The organism is Streptomyces sp. HUAS CB01 (assembly GCF_030406905.1).
Classification (GTDB): domain Bacteria; phylum Actinomycetota; class Actinomycetes; order Streptomycetales; family Streptomycetaceae; genus Streptomyces; species Streptomyces chengbuensis.
In genome coordinates, this window is record NZ_CP129137.1 from 7,422,666 (window position 1) to 7,442,424 (window position 19,759).

Consider the following 19,759-nt stretch of genomic DNA (forward strand, 5'->3'; position numbering starts at 1 on the left):
ATGTCGACGAGTTCGGGAGGCACCAGGGTTCTTGCCAGGGCAGCATCGAGGTGCTCCTGGTGAAAGGTGCTGGTCATGCCGCAGATGTCGAAGGTCGAGCTGTACGCGGCGATCCGGCGTGACCATCGCGACGGCATGTCGATGCGGGAACATGAACGCACGCACGGCGTGACGTGGCGGACGGTTCGGAAAGCGTTGGACTCGGCTTGGCCGGGGCCGTGCAAGAAGCTGCCGACTATCCCGTAGGAGACGTCGGCGCCGTGTTCTTCGACCAGCCGGTGGAAGATCCGCGTGATGGTGTGCCGTCGATGCGGAACGGTCGTCGTCTACGAAGGTCTCAACGACGTTGGTGCAGAGGCGATCGGCATCGCTCCCCGGCGTCGAGTTGCTCACGCACTGACCGGCCGCGGTTCTGGGTCTTTCCCCTGCACGCACTCTTCCGTGCGTACAAGCCCCAGCTCGCTATTACGAAGGTAGCCCCGGGGGCCTGAACGACTTGCGGTAGTCGGTGGGGGAGACCCCCACCGTCCGGGTGAAGTGGTGGCGCAGGTTCGCCGCTGTGCCCAGGCCGCTGCGGTCGCCGATCTGCTCCACCGGCAGGTCGGTCGACTCCAGCAGGCTCTGTGCCCGGCCGATGCGCTGCTGCAACAGCCACTGCAGCGGCGTCGTGCCGGTCGCCTCCCGCAGCCGCCGGTAGAAGGTGCGCGGGCTCAGCCCGGCCCGGCGCGCCAGGTCGTCGACGGTGAGCGGCTCGTGCAGCCGCTCGGCCGCCCACTGGAGTACGGGAGCCAGGCCCGCGTCGTCGTCGCGGGGCACCGGCGCCTCGATGAACTGGGCCTGGCCGCCCGAGCGGTGGGCCTGCACGACGAGGCGCCGCGCCAGCTGGTTGGCGGCCGAGGCCCCCAGGTCGCGGCGGACCAGGTGCAGGCACAGGTCGAGCGCGGCGGTGGCCCCGGCGCTGGTGAGGACCCCGCCCTCGTCGGTGTAGAGGACCGAGTCGTCGACGACCACCTCGGGGTGGCGGGCCGCCAGCTGGGCGGTGTGACTCCAGTGCGCGGTGGCCCGGCGGCCGTCGAGGAGCCCGGCCGCGGCGAGCGCGAAGGCGCCGGTGCACAGGGAGACCATCCGGGCCCCAGAGGCGGCGGCTTCGCGCAGGGCCGCTACCAGATCGGCCGGGACCTCCTGGCCGTCCTCGACGACCGCGTCGGGCACGGACGGCACGATGACCGTGTCGGCGCCCACGAGCGCGTCCAGGCCGTACTCCGTCCGCAGGGAGATTGCCCCGGCCGGGGCGTTGCCGCAGAGCCTCAGCTCGTACCAGGGGTCGGCCAGGTCGGGCTGCGGGATGCCGAACACCGTGCAGGCGATGGAGAGTTCAAACAGCTCCCAGAGGGAGACCCCCGAGCGAGGGTCGGGGACGACGGCCACGGCGACGACACCTGCGCTCATTCACCGATCCTAACCCGGCCCCGTGGCAGGAATTTTGCGTACATGGTCAGTCCTGCCACTGTCACGCCCCTTCCGCTCCTGCAAGTGTGGATCTTGTTCAAGGACCGCCACAGACAGGGATTTGTCACTCATGAACGCACAGAACGTCACCGTCATCGGTCTGGGACAGATGGGCGCGGCGCTCGCCGGTGCCCTCCTGGACGCCGGGCACACCACGACCGTCTGGAACCGCAGTCCCGAGAAGGCCGGGCCCCTCGTCGCCCGGGGCGCGGTCCGCGCGGAGACGGTCGCCGAGGCCGTCGCCGCGAGCGACCTAGTCCTGGTGTGCGTCCTCGACTACCCGGCCGTACGCGAACTCCTCGGCCCCGTAGGGGAGTCGCTGCGCGGCAAGGCCCTGGTCAACCTCACCTCAGGCTCGCCCGAGCAGGCGCGCGAGGAGGCGAAGTGGGCGGCCGGGCAGGGGATCGCGTACCTCGACGGCGGCATCATGACGACCCCGCCCGGCGTCGGCGACAGCGCCCACATGTTCCTCTACAGCGGCGCCCCCGAGGTCCTGGCCGCGCACCGCGACACCCTGGCCGTCCTCGGCGACCCCGTCGACCTCGGGACGGACGCGGGGCTCGCCTCGCTGTACGACTCCGGGCTGCTCGGCCTCATGTGGGCCGTCTTCGGCGGCTGGCTGCACGCCACCGCGCTGGCCGGCGCGGACGGGGTCGCGGCGAGGGACTTCACGACGATCGCCTGCCGCTGGCTGAAGACGGTGTCCTGGTTCATGACCGGGTACGCCGAGCAGATCGACGCGGGCGAGTACCCCGGCCACGACGCCACCATCGACGTGCAGGTCGCCGCGATCGGCCACCTGCTGCACGCCGGGGCCGACCGGGGCATCGACCCCCGACTGCCCGAACTGCACCTGGAGTTGATGCGCCAGATGGTGGCCGCCGGGCACGGGGGCGACAGCTACGCCCGCGTGATCGACGCCTTCCGTAAAAGCTAGGTCGTCAACGCCGCTGCGTTAATGGCCCACAGAGACCGTCTCATCCTTGAGAACCTGACACTGCCGTCATTTCTCATCGACATCCGCAGTCCAGATGATTACCCCCTGCCTCCCGAACCTGCCGACAAACGCTGTCCCTAGAGAGGTTCTGGCACGGCTTCCGTGAAGCGGTCACGATTAGTGATCGGTGGGCGTTTCGAGTGCTTGGAGGATCTGTCGCACTTCCTGGCGCCACTGGTCGGCGTCGGCGCTGTCCACCCAGCCGGTTGCCATTTCTGATCCGCCCTGGAGAACCCGATGCAGTGCCAGTCTCGCCGACGCGCGAAGGGAGGCTGGCAGTGTGGGCAGCGGTTTCCTGGGGCTGTCGTCCGGGTCAATCACGATGGGGCTGTCCGGGAGGGTGCTGGCGACGAGGGCGCCAGCGGCAATGGCTTCGGCCCCGTCTCCGCCATCGACGCGTTCTCCCGAGTCGGTTACTCGCTGGAATGCCCGCCACAGCACATCAATGACCTGCTGGTGGGTGAGCCCCTCAAGTCCATCGACGAAGTCTGCGGCGAGGTCGCTGTCGAACGGGCCGGTTCCCCACGTTCCCATCATGGCTCCTGATATGGCTGTCTCGGACGAAGACATGGTTCCAGGATCCACTGACATCGGTCACGGGGCGAGGAGGACCCGCTTGCGGAGCAGTGCGAAGCCAGCGCGACCGAACATCTGGCGCTTGAGCATCTTGATCCGGTTGACGTGTCCTTCGACGACGCCGGAGTTCCAGGGCAGGGTCAGGCCGGCGATGACTGCGTTGCGGTCTCGGTCGATGCCCGCCGCGAGAGTGTGGAGGCTGGGAAGGTCGTCCTGGCGGACGGCGTCGAGCCACTGCGGAAGTCGTTCTCCCTGACGCTCGGTGAGCATGTGGGCGAAGGACCGGACGTGACCGGTCAGGGCGTCGAGTTCAGGGCAGTTGGCCAGAACGGCCTTGAGCCGGAGCTGTTCGATCTCGGTCAGCGTCTCGGGTCGGCTGAGGATCCACCTCGTCACCACGCGGGGTGCCGGCGGCTGCGCGGTGACCGGCCGCGGCGACGTGCGCTTCTCTCGCAGGTAGGCGCTGACCCGGCCATAACTGCCTCGATAGCCCAAGGGAACGATCTCCTCCCAGAGCTTCCAGGCGTTGGTGCAGCCCTCGTCCCAACGTTCGTCCAGGTAGGGCTTGTACTCATCGAGGACGGAGGTCCTGTTGTGCTGCCACTGGCCGCGAAAGAGGTCTTCCGGCTTCGCCGCGTCGGCGAGGCTCTTGACGGTGCGGTGGGTCATCTGGAGCTGACGCCCGATGGAACGGCGGCTGTGGCCGGCTTCCAACAGTGCGTGGACCGTGGCGTGCCTGGCCCGCATTCGGTTGGCGAACCGCTCGCTCCGCCATGGAGAGTCCACCTTCTCCTCGGGCGGCGCCGGTGGTTCGGCCTTCACCTCGCGATCGGGGACCAGGACGCGAAGGCACGGGCGGTGGCGGGCGACAGCCCGCTCAGCAGCTTCCCCCAGGTTGTGCCACAAATGCCAGCGGTCGGCGACCTGCGTCGCCTGGGGTGCCCCGGCTGTGGCGCCTTCCGCGAAGAACGGCGCGCGGTCCCGGCAGACGATCTCGATCCCGGGTCGCTTCGCCAGCCATGCGGCCAGGCTGGACGCTTCCCGGTCAGGCAGCAGATCCACCGGCCGACGGGTCTCGACGTCGACGAGCACCGTGCCGTAGACCCGTCCTTTGCGTGTGGCGTACTCATCAACACCAACCACCCGCGGGGCCGGGACTTCGGGTTCGGGCAATGCATCGAGCAGCCGCAACACCGCGCTGCGGCTGATGGGCACCCCGAAGGCCCGTGCCATCCGAGCGCCGGCCCGGCCAGCGAGGGCGAGCCCCACCGCGGCGAGAGTCGACCGCAACCGCTCCGTCCACCTGCTGTGCCGCCGGGTCAGCCCCGGCATCTGCTCAGCGAACGTCCGCCGAGCACACGAAGACTCCGGACAGAAGAACCGCCGAACTCGCAGTTGGAGGACCACCAGACGTCCCCCACTCGGAACGTCCGCAGGAAACCGCAGGTAAGAGCTGTGCACCCGGGTCGACTCGCTCCCACAATCCGGGCATGCCGCCCCGCCCGCCGTACTGCAGACATCGATGCGTATCGCCTCATGACTCACGTCCAGCGACAGCACCGACACGCCCGCGATGGACGGTAACAACAGGCCCTCAATGGGAGGCGACGTCTCTTCCACGACGCCGCACTGTCGACCACACTAAGATCGGCCCCGGTCATTTTCAGGCAACTTCCCCGAGCCTGATCAGAGCGTCAGCCGTCACTCAACGTGCACGCATCACGGAAAGCGAGCCAGAACCCCTAGAGATCAACGAAGCCATCCGAGAGTTGCGCCAGGACTACCTCCGCCGGGGCCATGAGTGGGAGAACCAGAGCCTCGACCACTTCCTTGAGGCCCTCGCGGCGTGGATGGATGACTCGCCGGGCTGGTATCGAAACTTCGGGAAGCAGCTCCCCGAGGAAGGGGACTGGACCTTCCTGGCCAGAGCACTTCCGGCCGCCACCGTCTATGAGTGAATCCGCTGCTGGAGCGGTCAGGCCGCGGTGAGCCAGTCCCGGTAGGCGCTGGCGAGGTCGTCGTCGCGGCGTGTGCCGCGCTCGATGCAGGAGATCACCGCAGGCCAGACACCGAAGTGTTCGGCGACGGTGGTGAGGGTGATGTTCTTGGCCTGGCGTGCGGGTCGTAGGTCGGAGATGTCCGGGACGGTGACCGGTGTGGTGAGGTAGCGGAAGATCTCCCGGGCGATCGCCCGCTTGAGTGGGCGGATGATCTCCTTCTTCGTGCGTCCGGCGGCGGTCTGCCGGGCGACGTATTCGCGGGTGCGGGCGTCGCTGGACATGCGGACGAGAGCGATGCGGTAGAGGGCTGAGTTCGCGCCGCGGTCGCCGCCGCGGGAAAGACGGTGGCGGTTGGTCCTGCCGCTGGAGGCGGGGACAGGTGCGACGCCGCAGAGCGCTGCGAAGGATGCCTCCGTGCGCAGGCGGTCGGGGTTGCCGCCGGCGGTGACCAGGAGCGGGGCCGCGGTGTCGGGGCCGACACCTAACGCCGCTCGCAGGCCGGGATTGTTGTCGGTGGCGGCTGTGTCCAGGGCGGCGGTGAGGGTGTCGTGTTCCGTGGTCAGGGCCTGGACCCGGCGGGCGAGGGTCTTCAGCGCGGTCAGGAGGGCGACGCGCGGTCCGTCGCCGGTGGGGCGGAGCCGGGCGATGGCGTCGACCCGGGTCTTGCCGCGCAGGGCGGTGTACTTGACGCGGATATCGTCCGGGGCGGTGATGAGGATGTGCGCGATCGGGTTCAGGGTGGCGGTGCGGGCCTTGACGGCGGACCGGGCGGCGTTGTGGAGGGCGCGTATGCCGCTGACGGTATCGTCCTTGGGAATGACCGAGGCGCGGCCGGACAGCGCGGCGCGGGCGGCTGCGTAGGCGTCGATGGGATCGGACTTGCCGATCCGGCGCCGCTCTGCCTTGTCGGGCCGGTTGACCTCGACCACGGTCAGGCCCGCTTGGCGTGCGGCACGGGTGAACCCCAGGCCGTAGGAGGAGGTCCCCTCGACCCCGACGGCGGTCACGGTGCCGTGGGCGTTCAGGAACGCGATCGCCGCGGCGTATCCGGCTTGCGTGGTCGGGAACTCGGCGTTGGCGATGTGGCCGCCCCGGTCGGTGATGACAGCGACGTGGATCGTGTCCGCGTGGGAGTCCACTCCGCCGAACACCGCATCCAGTTCGGTGGCGGGCGTGGTCGTCGCTGTCATCCTGTGGGCTGCCTTTCTGGCCGGAGGTGACGCCGGCCGGGTGGGTCAGACAGGACATTGAGGGGGCCTCTGGCCAAGCTCCTATCAGGTCATGTTCCACCTGGCCGGAGCCATGGAGAACGGGTCCCGGTAGCCGGACAGAACAGTCGCAGGACAGCCCAGCAGGACGTCAGTCAGACCCTGAGCCACGACCACCGGAACCCGCTACGAGTATCAATGTCAGACCCGTGCGCAAGGATCTCCCGTATGACGACTCTTCCCGCCGATGAGGCGCTGTCCAGCCATGCCCAGTACCAGGACGCCGTGCGCCGCGCACGGGAGGCCGCAGCGGCCTACTACGGCGACGGCGACAGCCCGCTGGACGACGCGGCCTACGACCGGCTCCTGCGCGCTGTCGCGGACTGGGAGAAGGTCCATCCCGGGGAGGTCCTGCCCGAATCGCCGACGGACAAGGTCGGCGCGGGCGCGGCTCCCGTCGGCGATGTCGCGCACACCACACGCCTGCTGTCGCTCGACAATGTGTTCACACCCGAGGAACTGAGCGCCTGGGGCGTGTCACTGGAGCGGCGGCTGGGGCGCCCGTCCACCGGCGGCTTCACGGTCGAGCCGAAGTTGGACGGGGCCGCCGTCGCCGCCCGTTACCGTGCCGGCCGCCTGGTGCAGATCATCACGCGCGGCGACGGCAGCCACGGCGAGGACGTCAGCCACGTGATCGGCACGATCGACGGGCTGCCGGCCGAGCTCCCGCATCCGGTGACGTTCGAGGTGCGGGGTGAAGTCCTGTTCACCCAGGAGCAGTTCGAGGCCGCCAACGCGGTGCGCACGGCACACGGCGCCAAGGTGTTCTCCAATCCCCGCAACGGGACGTCGGGCACGCTGCGTGCCAAGGACCGGCCCTACCGGCTGCCCATGACCTTCTGGGCGTACGGCGCGGTGGACCTGGACGGACAGGCGTTCCTGCCCGTCGGTGCGACCCATGCCGAGGTGCTTCGGGCGGTCGAGGACGCCGGAGTGCGGACGACGGCCGCCACACCGGCCGGCCTGCACGTCTGCGCGACACTCGACGAAGCGCAGCAGCGGGTCGACGAGATCGCAGCGATGCGCGCGGCGCTGCCGTTCGGCATCGACGGCGTCGTCATCAAGGCCGACGACGCGGACGAGCAGGCCGCAGCCGGCTTCGGCAGCCGCTACCCGCACTGGGCCATCGCCTACAAGCTCCCGCCCATGGAGCGCCGTACGAAGCTGCTCGGTGTGGAGTGGAAGGTGGGCAGGACCGGAGTCATCGCACCCCGCGCCGTGCTGGAACCCGTCGAGGTCGACGGCAGCGTCGTCACCTTCGCCACCCTGCACAACCCGGCCGACATCCGGCGACGCGACCTGCACCTGACGGACACCGTGACCATCTACAAGGCGGGCGACATCATCCCGCGGGTCCAGGCGGCGGTCGTCGACCTCCGGCTGCCGGGCGCCGAGCCCGTGCCGCTGCCGGAGCACTGCCCCGAGTGCGGCGGTGACATCGACCGGAGCCAGGAGCGGTGGCGGTGCGCGAAGGGCGCCGCCTGCCGGCTGCCCGCCGCGATCCTGTACGCGGCGGGCCGCGACCAGCTCGACATCGACGGCCTCGGCGAACGGTACGTCGAGGCCCTGGTGGCCTCGGGAGACGTCGTCGACATCGCCGACCTGTTCACGCTCGGCCTCGATCGGCTCACCGCCGCCTCCGGCAGCGAGAAGCGGGCCGTCAAGCTCGCCGAGCAGATAGCCGCGGCCAAGTCCAAGCCGCTGAACCGGGTGTTCTGCGCTCTCGGCATCCTCGGCACCGGGCGCAGCATGTCCCGGCGCATCGCCGCCCACTTCCGCACCATGGACGCCATCCGCGCCGCGGACGCCGAGACGTTGCGTGGCGTCGACGGCATCGGTGCCGAGAAGGCCCCGGTCGTCGTCCAGCAGATCGCCGAACTCGCACCCGTCATCGACAAGTTGATCGCGGCGGGAGTCAACATGACCGAGCCGGTCCCGGAGGAGACGGCCGGGCAGGGGCCGCTCGCGGGTAGGACCGTCGTGGTCACCGGCAAGATGACCGGCCCACTGGAAGGCTACGGCCGTACCGACATGGCCGCGCTGATCGAGAACGCCGGAGGGCGGTCCGGCAGCGGTGTCAACGCCGGTACGCACTACCTCGTGGCGGCCCGGGCCGGGGGCAGACCGAGTTCCAAGGCCGTGAAGGCCGAGCAGCTCGGGGTGGAGGTGCTCACGCCGGAAGCCTTCGCCGAGATCGTCGCGGACTACCTCGGCTGAGGACGCGGGCCCCAGGGGCCCCGGAACGTCCGGGGTCTCCGGTTCCGCAACCTCCGGGTCCCCGGTTCCGCAACCTCCGGGGTCTCCGGCTCCACAACCTCCGGTCCCCGGTTCCGCAACCTCCGGGGTCGCCGGCTCCGCAACGGCCGGAGCGAGCCGCCTTCCCCGGGTGCGGTGCGCCGTGCCCCGGCGTTGCGGCGGGCGACGGGCTTCCCCGGCCGGGAACGTGGTCAGGAGACGCCGCGCTCGCCGAGGTAGTCCGCCCGCCCGTCGTCGTCGAACTCGAACGGGCCCTCCGGAATGACGCAGAACTCGTTCCCCTCCGGGTCGGCCATGACCAGGAACCCGCCCGACGCGTACGGATCGAGGAGCCGGCCGCCCAGCGCCTCGACGCGTGCCTGCTCGGCGGCCGGGTCCGGCGAGGCGACGTCGAAGTGGAGTCGGTTCTTCCCGTTCTTCGTCCCGGCGACCTTCTGGAATCCCAATCCCAATCCCTGCCCAGCCCCCCGCTCGAGCCATACGTAAGGGCCCGTTCTCGCCGCGACAGGTCTTCCCAGGAGCTCGCCCCAGAACGCGGCCAGCCGCTCGGGGTCCACGCAGTCGATGATGAGGTCCTTGATCGTCAGCAGCCGGGTCTCCGCCATGGGGCGATCCTGGCAGACGCCTCACACCGGGATACGGCGGGCGATGAAGCTTCCGACGCAGTTGCGTTCGGCGATGGCGGGCAGGGCGCACAGGCTGATGAAGCCCATTCCCGCGAACAGGGCCGACTGCAGGTAGAGCTCGTACAGCCCCGAACCTTCGCGGATCAGCTCGTAGCAGCTCGTCGCCATCAGGGCGCCGAGCACACACATCCCGAGGAACATCAGGACCAGGAGGGCGCCGCCCAGTGCGTACGGCCAGCGGCGGCTCGGTGCGGAGGCGCCACCCGCTCCGGACCCCCGGGGCTCGCGGGCGTCCCCGAGCGACGGCGCCCCGCCGGTCGAGGCCGTTGCGGCCGCTGCGGCCCGCGAGGGGACGTCAGCCCCACCGACGCCGACCTCGGTGCGGGAGTGCACAGACGTGTACATGAGCCATTCACCTGCAGTCATCGCGGTCCGGGGAGTCGTGGGAGAGGTGCCGCCCTCGCGTCGTCCGGTGCCGAGCGGCGCCTCCGGTACCAGTAGGCCCGAGCGGACGGCTCCTGTCCCGAGACGGGAATTCGGGGCTTGACACCGTCGGCCCGCCATGGTGTTGCCCGAGGCCCGACCCGAATCGCTCGGCTGCCCGACCGGCGCGTACGGTCCGTGATGTGGCCGATGCGACACGTGATGCCGGTGCGGGCTGAGAGGCGGGCAATTCGGCCTCGCCCGCCGGCTCGGTGCCGTCCGATGCAAACCACAGACCGTCCGACTGCGTCCTTCCGGACATGCACACGATCTTCGGGGGAATGCACCAGCTGCTCAGGTTCGGGATGCTGCAGGCGAGGTGCTGCGCTTTCGCGGTGGCGCTCCTCGGCGGCATCGCGGTCTCCCGGATGCTGCCGGAACTGCCCGTCGCCCGGTACGACCTGGTCCTCGGCTACGGCCTGCTGCTGACCTTCGCGGCCCGGCGCCTGGGCTGGGAGAGCAGCCGCGACACCCTCGTGATCGCCGCCTGCCATGTCGTGGGACTGCTGTTCGAGCTGGTCAAAGTGCGCATGGGCTCCTGGAGCTACCCCGAGGAAGCGCTGACCAAGATCGCCGGGGTGCCGCTGTACGGCGGTTTCATGTACGCGGCCGTCGCAAGCTACGTCTGCCGAGCCTGGCGCCTGTTCGACCTGCGCTTCACGGGCTACCGCGCGACCGCGACCGCACTGGTCGCGGCGGCCGTGTACCTCAACTTCTTCTCCCACCACTGGCTGCCGGACTTCCGCTGGCCGCTCGCGGCGGCAATGGTGGCGGTGACCGCCGGAGCCTGGGTCGGCTTCACCGTCGGCCGCCGGCGCTACCGTATGCCGCTCGCCGTGTCCTTCCTGCTGATCGGCTTCTTCCTGTGGGTCGCGGAGAACGCCGCCACCTACGCCGGTGCCTGGAGCTATCCGCACCAGCTCGGCGGCTGGGAACCGGTGGCGCTGACCAAGTTCGGCGCCTGGGCGCTGCTGATCAGTGTCACGTTCGTCCTCGCCGAACGACTGAGACGTGCCGGCGGGGGTGAACGGCCGACCGGGCAATCGGTCTGAACACCGACGAGCGGGCCGGGGAACGGGCCGGGGAGCAGACCGAGGTACGGACCGAGGCACGGAGTGAGGAGCGGAATCCGCCGTTCGGGGTAGATATCCGACACACCCCTCGACGAGGAGGACGCGCCATGAACGGAGAACGCGTTCCTGACGGCAAAGAGCGGCAGGACGGGCGGGGGGAGACGGAAGAGGAGCGGGCCGACCGCCAGTGGCAGGAACTCGTGCAGGAGATACGGGTCGTGCAGACGGGCGTGCAGATCCTGTTCGGCTTCCTGCTGACCGTCGTCTTCACCCCGATCTTCCAGCGGCTCGACCAGACCGACAAGGCCATCTACATCGTGACGGTCATCCTCGGTTCGCTGGCCACCGGGGCCCTCGTCGCCCCGGTCGCCTTCCACCGCATCGTCACCGGGCGGCGCATCAAGCCGGAGACGGTCACCTGGGCCTCGCGCCTCACCTTCGTCGGGATCGTTCTGCTGCTCGCCACCCTGATCACGGCGCTGTTCCTGATCCTGCGCACGGCCACGCACGACGGCTTCGTGCCCTATCTGGTGGCCGGGGTACTCGCCTGGTACCTGCTCTGCTGGTTCGTCCTCCCGCTCTGGGCCCGGACGCGCTACACCGCGGACTCCGTCGACGACGCCGCGTAGCCTCGTCCCTCCGTTTCACTGTGCCGGGGCGGCAGAGGGCCGCCGTGCGATGAACGCCGGGCCGACGCCGACCGTACTCCTGGGCACGATTCCGGGAGGTCTGCCCAGCGATGCCGTTCACCCACCGCGCACCCGCGGCCGTTGCCGCGCTTCTCCTCGGCGCGCCGCTCCTCGTCGTCGCGGCCGGGGCCGCCCCGGCAGCTGCCCACGGCGCTCCCACGGATCCGGTCAGCAGGGCGGTCGCCTGCGGCCCCCGGGGCGGTCATACGGGGTCTGCCGCCTGCGCGGCGGCGGTGGACGTCGGCGGGCGCGCGGTGCTGAAGGAATGGGACAACATCCGGGTGGCGGGCGTCGCGGGCGACGACCGCCGGGTGATCCCTGACGGTCAGCTGTGCAGTGCGGGCATCAGGGCCTACCGGGGCCTGGACGCACCGGGCCCCGACTGGCCCGCCACCCGCATGGACGCCGGTGGCCGGTTCACGCTCACCTACGGGTCCACGATCCCGCACCGCGGCACCTTCAGCGTGTACCTCACCAAGAACGGTTACGACCCGGGTACGCCCCTTTCCTGGGGCGACCTGGACCGCGAACCGTTCCTCACGGCCACCGACCCGGTGCTCCGGGACGGTGCCTACCGCATCAAGGGCACGCTTCCCGCGGCCCGGACCGGTCGGCACGTGCTCTACACGGTCTGGCGGAACTCCGACACCCCCGACACGTATTACTCCTGCTCCGACGTGGTCCTGACCGCCCGTGCCGGGGACGGTCCCGGCAGCGGGGGCAAGGGGAAGAGCGGCAGGGGCGCCCGGGGTGCGGACGGCACGCCGAGCACCTCCGGCACCCCGGACCCGCAGGACCGGCGCACCGCACAGGGCGCAGAACCCCAACCCACGCCCGAGCCCCCGACACCGGCAGCCTCGTCCGTTGCGGGCGGCCTCCCGGGGGGCACGGCGGGGCCCGGCGCGGCTACGGCCGTCGAGGACGCGGGCGGCCTCCCGGCCACGGTGGCGGGAGCGGCCGCCGCCCTGGCCGTCACCGGCGCGGCCGGGGGCTACTACCTGCACAGGCGCCGCTCGTAGGGTCCCGGCCCTCCGCCCGGACGAGTCGGCGGATACGCAGGACCGGCTGAGGGGGCACGGACGACCCGCAGGCCGGTACGGCCCGCCGCGCCGGAATGGAGCGGCGGGCCGTACCGACCGGTGCCGCCCGCCGTACCGACCGGCCCGTCCCGCTGCTCCGGTCACTCGCATCTGCTCCGGTCCGTCATACCTGCTCCGGTCCGTCACAACTGCCTCCCGTACCGCAGTCGACGGGACCGACGTCACCGACCGCCCCTCCGGCCGCCTGCGCCGCCGAGGTCGCGGCCGCCGAAGCCGTTGCCGCCGTCAGCCCTCGCCGCCGTCGCCGCCCCGGCCGCCAGCGCCGCTGAGGTCGCAGCCGATGCCGAAGCAGATTCCGCCGTCGCCCCCCGCCCCGCCGGAGCCGCCGTCGCCCTCACCGGCCGCGTCGCCGCCGCCACCGCCGTCGCCACCCGTCACGCTGCCGTTGCAGATGCCGGCGCAGATCCCGCCGTCGCCGCCGTCCCCGCCGTCCTGGCCGGTGTCCCCGGCCGTGCCGCTGCCGCCGTTGGCACTGCCGTTGCACAGCCCCGCGCAGAAGCCGCCGTCCTCACCCTCGCCGCCGTTGGCGGTGTCATTGCAGTTGCCCACGCACGCCCGGTCGCCGACCTGGACATTGCCCTCGTCGCCCAGCTCGACGTCGAACGGCCCGCCGCTGTCGCCCGCCGGAAGATGCGCCGCGGCCTGCGCCGCCGGCGACTGCGTGACGGCCTGCGCTGCCGGCGTCGCCGACTGCGGGGCGGCCGGTGCCGCCACCGCGGCGGGTGCCATCACCCCAGCACCGAGCAGACCGGCCGCCACCACCAGGCCCAGCCGACCGGCCCACGAACCCATACACCTGAATCGCATGAACATCCCCTTTCTCCGGAGAAACGCCGTCCCTGATTCACGTTCGATGTCGGATGCCTTTTCCCGCCGAACAGGCGAGGCCCCGGGAAATGCCGAGGAGAATCACAGGACTGGATGTGTTTGTCCCTCCAGTAGGCCGTGCCGTGCCCGCCGCCGTCACGCCGCGCGAATTCGGGCCTTGACACATTTCTCGGTTGTCGTTATCAGCGCCCGGCGCGCGGAAGGACGAGCCACCCGCGCGGCGCGCGCGAAGGGGAGTTCCCGTGCGGGGACGCACCGGTCCGAGCACGACCGGGGCTCTCCACGACGAAGGCCGGCCGCCCGAGCCCACTGGACCCGGGCGGCCGGCCGGTGTGCCGGGCCATCCCTCCGTACATGTGTCCCCGTCCGCCCCGTACCACTCGCCGTGCGGTACGGGGCGGGGCGGCGGGCTACTCCATCAGAGCCGCCCAGTCACCGTCGAGGACCTGCTCCCGCCAGGTGTCGACCTCCTTCTTGGAGACGTCGTACTTCTCGGCGACCTCGGCGGTCGTCGCCTCGTCGGCCAGGAGCGCCACCACGATGCGCACCTTGTCCACCACCGACAGCTCGTCCTTCGGCTTGTCCGGCAGTTCGCCGAACGCCTCGAAGTCCTTGAGGTCCTTGAGGTCCTTCAGATCCTTGAGGTCCTCCAGCTCCTCCAGCCCCTCGAGGTCCTTGAGGTCCTTCAGGTCCTTGAGGTCCTCGGGATCCGCACAGCCGGGCCCGCCGGGCTTGCCGGGCTCACCCGGCTGTCCGGGCTCGCCTCCCTTGCCGCCTTCCCCGCCCTTTCCGCAGTCGGCGGACCGGCTGCCGAGGGCGGCGGCATCGGCGGAGAGGCTGCTGCCCGGTGCGGGACTCTGCGGAGCCTGAGCGGCGCACGCGGTCCCGGTCGCGACGGCCACCGAGGCCACCGCCAGAACGATCGAACGTTGCCAGAGTTTCCTGGACATGGGGGGATGCTCCATTTCATGTCAAGAGAGGGGGTGCCACCGGCGCTCCCGCGCACCCGGTCACGGTGGGGGGTGGAGGCCGGGCCGGCCTCCACCCCGTCGAGGCGGACCGTGGGCCGCCGCGCCTACGGCGATCAGAAGATGCTGATGCCGCCGTCGCCGCCCGCACCGCCGTCGCCCGCGTCGTCGAAGATGCTGCCGCCGCCGTCGCCGCCCCCACCGCCTGCGCCGCCGTCACCGAAGACGGTGTCACCGCCGTCGCCGCCGCCACCGCCGTCGCCCGCGTCGTCGAAGACGCTGTCGCCGCCCCCGCCGCCGGTGCCGCCGTCGCCACCGTCACCGAAGACGCTCTCTCCGCCGTCGCCGCCCCCGCCGCCGTCGCCGCCCTCGCCGAAGACGCTCTCTCCGCCGCCTCCGCCGCCGCCTCCGCCGCCGCCCCCGCCGAAGACGCTGTCGCCACCGGCGCCACCGTCACCGCCCTCGCCTCCGTCACCGAAGACGCTGCCGCCGCCGGAACCACCGGAGCCGCCGGAACCCCCGCCGCCGAAGACGCTGTCACCGCCGGCGCCACCGGCGCCGCCCGCACCACCGTCGGTGACCAGCACCGCAGGGGCCACGGCGTGGGCCGTCGCCGGAGTCGCGGCGGACGCCGGAAGCGCGACGGCACCGGAAATCGCGGCGGCCGAGGCGAAAATCACCGCCAGGCGGAAACCTCGGCGCCTGGGACGGTCCTCGTTGTGGTTGTGAACGATACGGGTCATCGCAATACTCCTTTTCGCGCCAATGATGAGAGTGCCCCTCCCGGTCGGCCCGGGAGGAATTCCGGAGCGGACAATGGCCGGTGAATTCCCGCCGTTCTTACGTTCCGCTGCGGTGCGCTGCGCCTCCCCGATGTCCGGTGAGGCCCGCATCACCAGTAGGCCGGAGGGAGGGGGGATCGGTCTCGTTCCGAGGAATCGGGACTTGACGCATTCCGAAAGGCTGGGTAAAAGCGGCGGCCGACGCGGCCGGGCGGGGCTTCGCGCCGGGGTGTGCGGGCGCATCGGCGACCGCCCCGAGAGCACGGCCGTGGTACCGGGCCTGGTTCCGGGAGCCTGGTTCCGGGGCGTCCGGTTCGTGGTGCGGGCCCGGCGGCGCGCGGCCGCGTTCCCGCTCGGGGCGACGGCGTCGGGCGCCGTCCGCCGGTACCGGGCGGCCCGGCTCGGCAGGCTCGGCGCCGTGGAGTGTTCGCCTCAGGCGATTCCAAGACTGGCGTGGATGGTCTTGCCGCCGGGGGAGGGGGCGATCTCGACCGAGAGGCAGAGACGCTGGACGAGCGGCCATCCGTGCCCGCCCGGCAGGAACCCGTCGGCCGCCCGCTTGCAGTGCGGTGCCTCGACGGTGCGGTCGGCGACGCTGATCCGTAAGGTGTCGTCGCTCAGGGAGGCGGTGAAGGACGCGACGCCGCCGCCGTGCCGCAGGGCGTTCGTCACGAGCTCGGACGTGACCAGGAGTGCGTCCGCCAGCACCGTACCCGCGTTCGTGTGCCGAGTGGTGCCCGGGTCCGAAGTCGTGTCCGTACGCGCCTGGGCGTACGGACACGTGGCCTCGTCCAAGCGCCTGTCGCCGCGTGCGGTACGCCTGGCCCGCGCGGATGCCAGCAGACGCCGCACATGGCCCCGTGCGGCTGCCGCCGTCACGTCCGGCTGCGCCGGTCGCGTATGGTCGTCCGTGGTCATGACCACCCCCTCGTCGTGCGACCGCCATCGGGCCCGCTCCCCGCGCCCGGACAGGACGCTTCCTCCGCGTGTGCCCCCTCTCTCACACGGCACACCGTCACCAGTGGACCGGAACCGCCGCATTGCGCGGGGGTCCGGTGGCGGTGGGTGGCGGGATGCGGTGGCCGCTTGATGACATGAGGGAAGGTGCGGGATGGTGGCACCCGTCCTGACTTCCAGTGGAAGGTGATGAGGCCCGCTCCCGGGCCTTGGCAACATGACGACTTTCGAAGGCTCCTCGCGCGCGTCGCGGGGCCTGGTCCTCACTGTCGGTGCCTCGTGGACGCAGGCGCCCTACCCCGCCCTGGTCGCGGACCGCGCCGGTGGGGTGGTGGAAGTGAACGCGGCGGCAGCCGCTCTGTTCCCAGGCGCGCTCAGAGGGACACCGCTCGACGACGCGGTGCCCGCGTGGCTGGCCGACGCGCACCGCCGTGTGGCCGAGGACGGCGCCACCGAGGGCCGGACGGACACGGTGCGCGGCCGGCACGAAGGCCTGACGCTGGAAGCCCATCCGACCGTCGGCGACAACGGAGACGTGGTCTGGTGGCTCGTCGACGACACCGACCGCCTGCTGGCCGAGACGGCCCTGCACGACGAACGGGAACGCACGACCTTTCTTGCCGAGGCGTCCACCCGGTTGCTCGCCTCGCTCAACGTGGACCGGTGCATGGAGGTGGCGGTCCGCATCGCCGCGGAACACCTGGCGGACGCCGCGCTGCTCGTCGCCCCGGCCGCCGGGAAGCGCCACCCCATCGCCGCGGGCGTCCGGGGCGGTTCCGTCGTCCGCACCACCGGCAGGATCGACCCCTCCGCGGTACCCGGCCTGAGCGAGGCGCTGCAGGGCTTCCCGCCCGTACCGTCCCGGTGGATCGATCCGGCCGCGCTACCGGACTGGGCCGTCCCCGACGGCCTGGACGGGCCCGTCGGATCCGTCGTGGTCACCCCGCTGCCGGGTCACGGTGTGCCGGCCGGAGCACTGATCCTCCTGCGCCGCGGTGAGAACGCCGCGTTCGACGCCTCGGAGGAGGTCTTCGCACGCGTCTTCGCCGCCCGCGCGGGAGTGGCACTGTCCGCGGCCCGTCTGTACGCGGAGCAGGCGAGCATCACGGCGACGCTGATGATGGAACTCCTGCCGCCGGAGCTCCGGCACGTGCACGGTGTGGAGTTCGCCGGCGGATGCCGCGCCTCACGCGACACCGAGCGGGTCGGCGGCGACTTCTACGACGTGCACCCGGGCGACTCGCCCGACCGCGAGACGTTGGCCGTGCTCGGCGACGTGTGCGGCAAGGGCCTGGAGGCCGCCGTCCTGACCGGCAAGATCCGCAACACCCTGCAGGCCCTGCTTCCCCTGGCCGACGACCACGAGAATCTGCTGCGGCTGCTCAACGGCGCACTGATCAGCAACCGGCACGCCCGGTACGCCACTCTGGTCCTGGCCTCCGTGCGCCGTGAGGGACGCACCACCCACCTGCGTCTGACCAGTGCGGGACATCCCAGGCCGCTGATCGTGCGCCACACGGGCCAGGTCGAGGAAGTCGACACGTCGGGAACCCTGATCGGGGCCCTGCCCGAGGTCAACGCCCATACCGCGCACGTGGATCTGACGCCGGGGGAGACCTGTCTGCTGTACACGGACGGCATCACGGAGGCCAGGGGCGGTCCCCTCGGCGACGTGCTGTTCGGCGAGGAACGGCTGTGGGCGGCGCTGGCCGAATGCGCCGGCATGCCCGCCGAGGCGGTCGTGGAGCGGCTGCAGATGCTGGCCTCGGAGTGGGTCGGCGGCGGGCCGCACGACGACATGGCGGTGGTGGCGATCACCGCGCCGCACGGCACCCACCTCACGGCGGTCGACGGCCACACCCCGGGCAGGTACACGGCATGACCGACATCCACGACGCCCGGTTCGGCGCGGCCGGTACTTCGGAGGCCGCCCTCGCCGCCGAAGCCGGGGGAGCCGCCGACATCGGGGGAGCCGCCGAAGCCGGGCGAGCCCCCTTTTCCGGCAAGGCCGTTGAAGCCCTCGAGACCGACCGGGCCGGTCGCACTGACCGCACCGACTCGACCGACCGCACTGGCCGCACCGTCCCGACCGACCAGAGCGACCCTGCCGGCGAGGCAGTGGCCGAGGAGACCCGGCCCGCCCTGCTCTCCCGTGCCCGGGACGAACTCTGGCGGGCGGTGGACGAGCGGGACGAACTCGCCGCCGCACGCGGCGTGTTCGAACTGCTGGACTCCGGCCTCGACGCGGAGGACATCCTGCTGGAGGTCATCGCACCGGTGCAGCACAAGGTCGGGGTGGAGTGGGCCGCGGGTCGCATCACCGTCGCCCAGGAGCACGCCGCGACCGCCATCCACGACCGGATCATCGCCGCCATGGCGCACCGGGCCACCGCGAAGGCCCCGGACCGGGATCACGGGAAGCGCGGGATGACCGTCGTCGTCGCCTGCGTGGAGGGGGAATGGCACGCCCTGCCGGCCCGGATCCTCGCGGAGACGCTGCGCCTGCGCGGCCACACGGTCGACTTCCTCGGCGCCCAGGTCCCCACCCCGCACCTCATCGCCCATCTGCACCGGACCGCTCCGGACGTCGTGGCGCTGTCCTCCTCCCTTCCCACCCGGCTGCCGACGGCGCACGCGGCCATCACGGCGATCCAGGCCACGGGCGTGCCGGTGCTCGCCGGAGGGGCGGCGTTCGCCCCCGACGGCCGCTACGCACGGCTGCTCGGCGCCGACGCCTGGGCCGCGGAGGCCCGGGAGGCCGCAGACGTACTCGGCCGGGGCCTGCCCCGCCCGCACCTGGACTCCGCCAGGCTGGCCGTCGAGGACCTGCCCCATCTGATCGACCAGGAATACACGATGGTGAGCCGAGGCAAGCGGCAACTGGTGAAGAACACCCTGGCGAATCTCGAACAACGACTGCCCGCGATGCGGTCGTACAGCGAAACGGAACGTGAGCGCACCGCCGAGGACGTCGCCCACATCGTCGACTTCCTCGCCGCCGCGCTCTACACCGACGACGCACGGCTGTTCACCGGCTTCCTCGAATGGACGGGCGACATCCTCGAAGCCCGGGGGGTGCCCGCCCTGGTCCTCCTCCCCGGCCTCGAGCACCTCCAGGAGGAGCTCAAGGACTTCCCCCGTGCCCTGGACTGCCTCGCGCAGGGCGCGGCCGCTCTCCGCGGGCGGAACCGCCGTCCCACGATCCCCGGCCCTGGAACCGCAGCATGACCGCATCTCCCCAACGCACGTTCAATGTCGACGTCACCACCGGCACCGGAGAGGTGTGCGTCCGGATCGACGGCGACCTCGACTGGGAGTCGGCCGACGACCTCACCGAGGCCGCCCGCGCCTGTCTGGAGGCGGAGGGGCCGCCGCGCCTCCTCCGGCTGGACTGCACGCAGCTGACTCTCTGCGACTCCATGGGGCTGGCGGCGCTGCTCATGGTCCATCGCCTTGCTACGGCCGCCGGGGCGCGGCTGCGTCTGGACCACCGGCCCCAGGCGCTCGAACGGCTGCTGGAACTGACCGGCACCCTCGGCCACTTCACCGGAGCCGACGCGGGCGAGGCCGCCCAGATGCCCGGGGAGCCGGACGCGCAGGGCCCGGCCGGTGCGACCCCGCCCGCCCGCCCGACGTAGGGCGTGTTG

At 71.5% G+C, this 19,759-nt stretch carries 20 protein-coding genes; 10 read left to right on the forward strand and 10 right to left on the reverse strand.

Translation table 11 applies throughout. The features are described 5' to 3' along the window. Positions 1 to 75: 75 nt before the first annotated feature. Entirely contained in the window at positions 76 to 246 is a 171-nt protein-coding gene (locus QRN89_RS32465) for a hypothetical protein (protein WP_290352978.1), read from the forward strand. Positions 247 to 465: 219 nt separating this feature from the next. On the opposite strand, the gene QRN89_RS32470 is transcribed toward QRN89_RS32465, so the two are convergent. Beyond that, complete coding sequence (locus QRN89_RS32470; protein WP_290352979.1) at positions 466 to 1,449, reverse strand: helix-turn-helix domain-containing protein; 984 nt, start codon at positions 1,447 to 1,449, stop codon at positions 466 to 468. Positions 1,450 to 1,579: 130 nt separating this feature from the next. Between QRN89_RS32470 and QRN89_RS32475 the strand changes: the two genes are divergently transcribed. Beyond that, positions 1,580 to 2,446 carry an NAD(P)-dependent oxidoreductase gene (locus QRN89_RS32475; RefSeq protein ID WP_290352980.1) on the forward strand — a complete coding sequence of 289 codons (867 nt, stop codon included), beginning with the start codon at positions 1,580 to 1,582 and terminating at the stop codon, positions 2,444 to 2,446. A 177-nt stretch (positions 2,447 to 2,623) separates the two neighbouring features. Here QRN89_RS32475 and QRN89_RS32480 read toward each other — a convergent pair whose 3' ends face one another. After that, positions 2,624 to 3,076 carry a DUF4259 domain-containing protein gene (locus QRN89_RS32480; protein ID WP_290352981.1) on the reverse strand — a complete coding sequence of 151 codons (453 nt, stop codon included), beginning with the start codon at positions 3,074 to 3,076 and terminating at the stop codon, positions 2,624 to 2,626. 24 nt (positions 3,077 to 3,100) lie between these two features. Continuing rightward, positions 3,101 to 4,681 (reverse strand): ISL3 family transposase, encoded by a 1,581-nt coding sequence (locus QRN89_RS32485; protein WP_435833310.1) that lies wholly within the window; start codon positions 4,679 to 4,681, stop codon positions 3,101 to 3,103. Between QRN89_RS32485 and QRN89_RS35895 the strand changes: the two genes are divergently transcribed. Beyond that, positions 4,573 to 5,040 carry a DUF7660 family protein gene (locus QRN89_RS35895; protein WP_435833286.1) on the forward strand — a complete coding sequence of 156 codons (468 nt, stop codon included), beginning with the start codon at positions 4,573 to 4,575 and terminating at the stop codon, positions 5,038 to 5,040. The two genes, QRN89_RS32485 and QRN89_RS35895, sit on opposite strands and share 109 nt — an antisense overlap. 17 nt (positions 5,041 to 5,057) lie before the next feature. Here the strand turns inward: QRN89_RS35895 and QRN89_RS32490 are convergent, their stop codons facing one another. After that, a complete protein-coding gene (locus tag QRN89_RS32490) occupies positions 5,058 to 6,272 on the reverse strand; it encodes an IS110 family RNA-guided transposase (RefSeq protein WP_290352982.1) in 1,215 nt (404 codons plus the stop codon). A 246-nt stretch (positions 6,273 to 6,518) separates the two neighbouring features. On the opposite strand from QRN89_RS32490, the gene ligA reads away from it, so the two are divergent. After that, the gene (ligA, locus tag QRN89_RS32495; protein ID WP_290352983.1) at positions 6,519 to 8,567 is read left to right on the forward strand and encodes an NAD-dependent DNA ligase LigA; all 2,049 of its coding nucleotides are present in this window, start codon (positions 6,519 to 6,521) and stop codon (positions 8,565 to 8,567) included. Between the two features lie 230 nt (positions 8,568 to 8,797). On the opposite strand, the gene QRN89_RS32500 is transcribed toward ligA, so the two are convergent. Both QRN89_RS32500 and QRN89_RS32505 read right to left on the reverse strand, forming a co-directional pair. Beyond that, positions 8,798 to 9,211 carry a VOC family protein gene (locus QRN89_RS32500; RefSeq protein ID WP_290352984.1) on the reverse strand — a complete coding sequence of 138 codons (414 nt, stop codon included), beginning with the start codon at positions 9,209 to 9,211 and terminating at the stop codon, positions 8,798 to 8,800. A 21-nt stretch (positions 9,212 to 9,232) separates the two neighbouring features. Next, positions 9,233 to 9,637, reverse strand: a complete 405-nt coding sequence (locus QRN89_RS32505; RefSeq protein WP_290352985.1) for a hypothetical protein — start codon at positions 9,635 to 9,637, stop codon at positions 9,233 to 9,235. Positions 9,638 to 9,975: 338 nt separating this feature from the next. On the opposite strand from QRN89_RS32505, the gene QRN89_RS32510 reads away from it, so the two are divergent. The 3 genes from QRN89_RS32510 to QRN89_RS32520 all read left to right on the forward strand — a co-directional run bounded on the left by QRN89_RS32510 (position 9,976) and on the right by QRN89_RS32520 (position 12,496). Beyond that, positions 9,976 to 10,767: a DUF817 domain-containing protein gene (locus QRN89_RS32510; RefSeq protein ID WP_290352986.1), complete on the forward strand. Its 792-nt coding sequence runs from the start codon at positions 9,976 to 9,978 to the stop codon at positions 10,765 to 10,767. Between the two features lie 128 nt (positions 10,768 to 10,895). Beyond that, positions 10,896 to 11,417 (forward strand): DUF6328 family protein, encoded by a 522-nt coding sequence (locus QRN89_RS32515; RefSeq protein ID WP_290352987.1) that lies wholly within the window; start codon positions 10,896 to 10,898, stop codon positions 11,415 to 11,417. 110 nt (positions 11,418 to 11,527) lie between these two features. Beyond that, complete coding sequence (locus tag QRN89_RS32520; RefSeq protein WP_290352988.1) at positions 11,528 to 12,496, forward strand: lytic polysaccharide monooxygenase; 969 nt, start codon at positions 11,528 to 11,530, stop codon at positions 12,494 to 12,496. Between the two features lie 306 nt (positions 12,497 to 12,802). Here QRN89_RS32520 and QRN89_RS32525 read toward each other — a convergent pair whose 3' ends face one another. The 4 genes from QRN89_RS32525 to QRN89_RS32540 all read right to left on the reverse strand — a co-directional run bounded on the left by QRN89_RS32525 (position 12,803) and on the right by QRN89_RS32540 (position 16,073). Further along, on the reverse strand, positions 12,803 to 13,384 hold the full coding sequence (locus QRN89_RS32525; RefSeq protein WP_290352989.1) for a hypothetical protein: 582 nt from the start codon (positions 13,382 to 13,384) through the stop codon (positions 12,803 to 12,805). Positions 13,385 to 13,815: 431 nt separating this feature from the next. Further along, the gene (locus tag QRN89_RS32530) at positions 13,816 to 14,355 is read right to left on the reverse strand and encodes a hypothetical protein (RefSeq protein ID WP_290352990.1); all 540 of its coding nucleotides are present in this window, start codon (positions 14,353 to 14,355) and stop codon (positions 13,816 to 13,818) included. A 134-nt stretch (positions 14,356 to 14,489) separates the two neighbouring features. Beyond that, complete coding sequence (locus QRN89_RS32535; RefSeq protein ID WP_290352991.1) at positions 14,490 to 15,116, reverse strand: hypothetical protein; 627 nt, start codon at positions 15,114 to 15,116, stop codon at positions 14,490 to 14,492. Positions 15,117 to 15,587: 471 nt separating this feature from the next. Beyond that, complete coding sequence (locus tag QRN89_RS32540; RefSeq protein WP_290352992.1) at positions 15,588 to 16,073, reverse strand: ATP-binding protein; 486 nt, start codon at positions 16,071 to 16,073, stop codon at positions 15,588 to 15,590. A gap of 256 nt (positions 16,074 to 16,329) precedes the next feature. Here QRN89_RS32540 and QRN89_RS32545 point away from each other — a divergent pair, with 256 nt between their 5' ends. Genes QRN89_RS32545 through QRN89_RS32555 form a run of 3 tightly spaced genes read left to right on the forward strand, consistent with a single transcriptional unit; the run spans position 16,330 to position 19,750 of the window. Beyond that, positions 16,330 to 17,994, forward strand: coding sequence for a PP2C family protein-serine/threonine phosphatase (locus QRN89_RS32545; protein WP_290352993.1), 1,665 nt, complete (start codon positions 16,330 to 16,332; stop codon positions 17,992 to 17,994). Next, positions 17,991 to 19,340: a cobalamin B12-binding domain-containing protein gene (locus tag QRN89_RS32550; RefSeq protein ID WP_290352994.1), complete on the forward strand. Its 1,350-nt coding sequence runs from the start codon at positions 17,991 to 17,993 to the stop codon at positions 19,338 to 19,340. The genes QRN89_RS32545 and QRN89_RS32550 overlap by 4 nt, the downstream gene beginning before the upstream one ends. Then, on the forward strand, positions 19,337 to 19,750 hold the full coding sequence (locus QRN89_RS32555; RefSeq protein WP_290352995.1) for an STAS domain-containing protein: 414 nt from the start codon (positions 19,337 to 19,339) through the stop codon (positions 19,748 to 19,750). Before QRN89_RS32550 ends, QRN89_RS32555 begins: the two co-directional genes overlap by 4 nt. Positions 19,751 to 19,759: the final 9 nt, after the last annotated feature.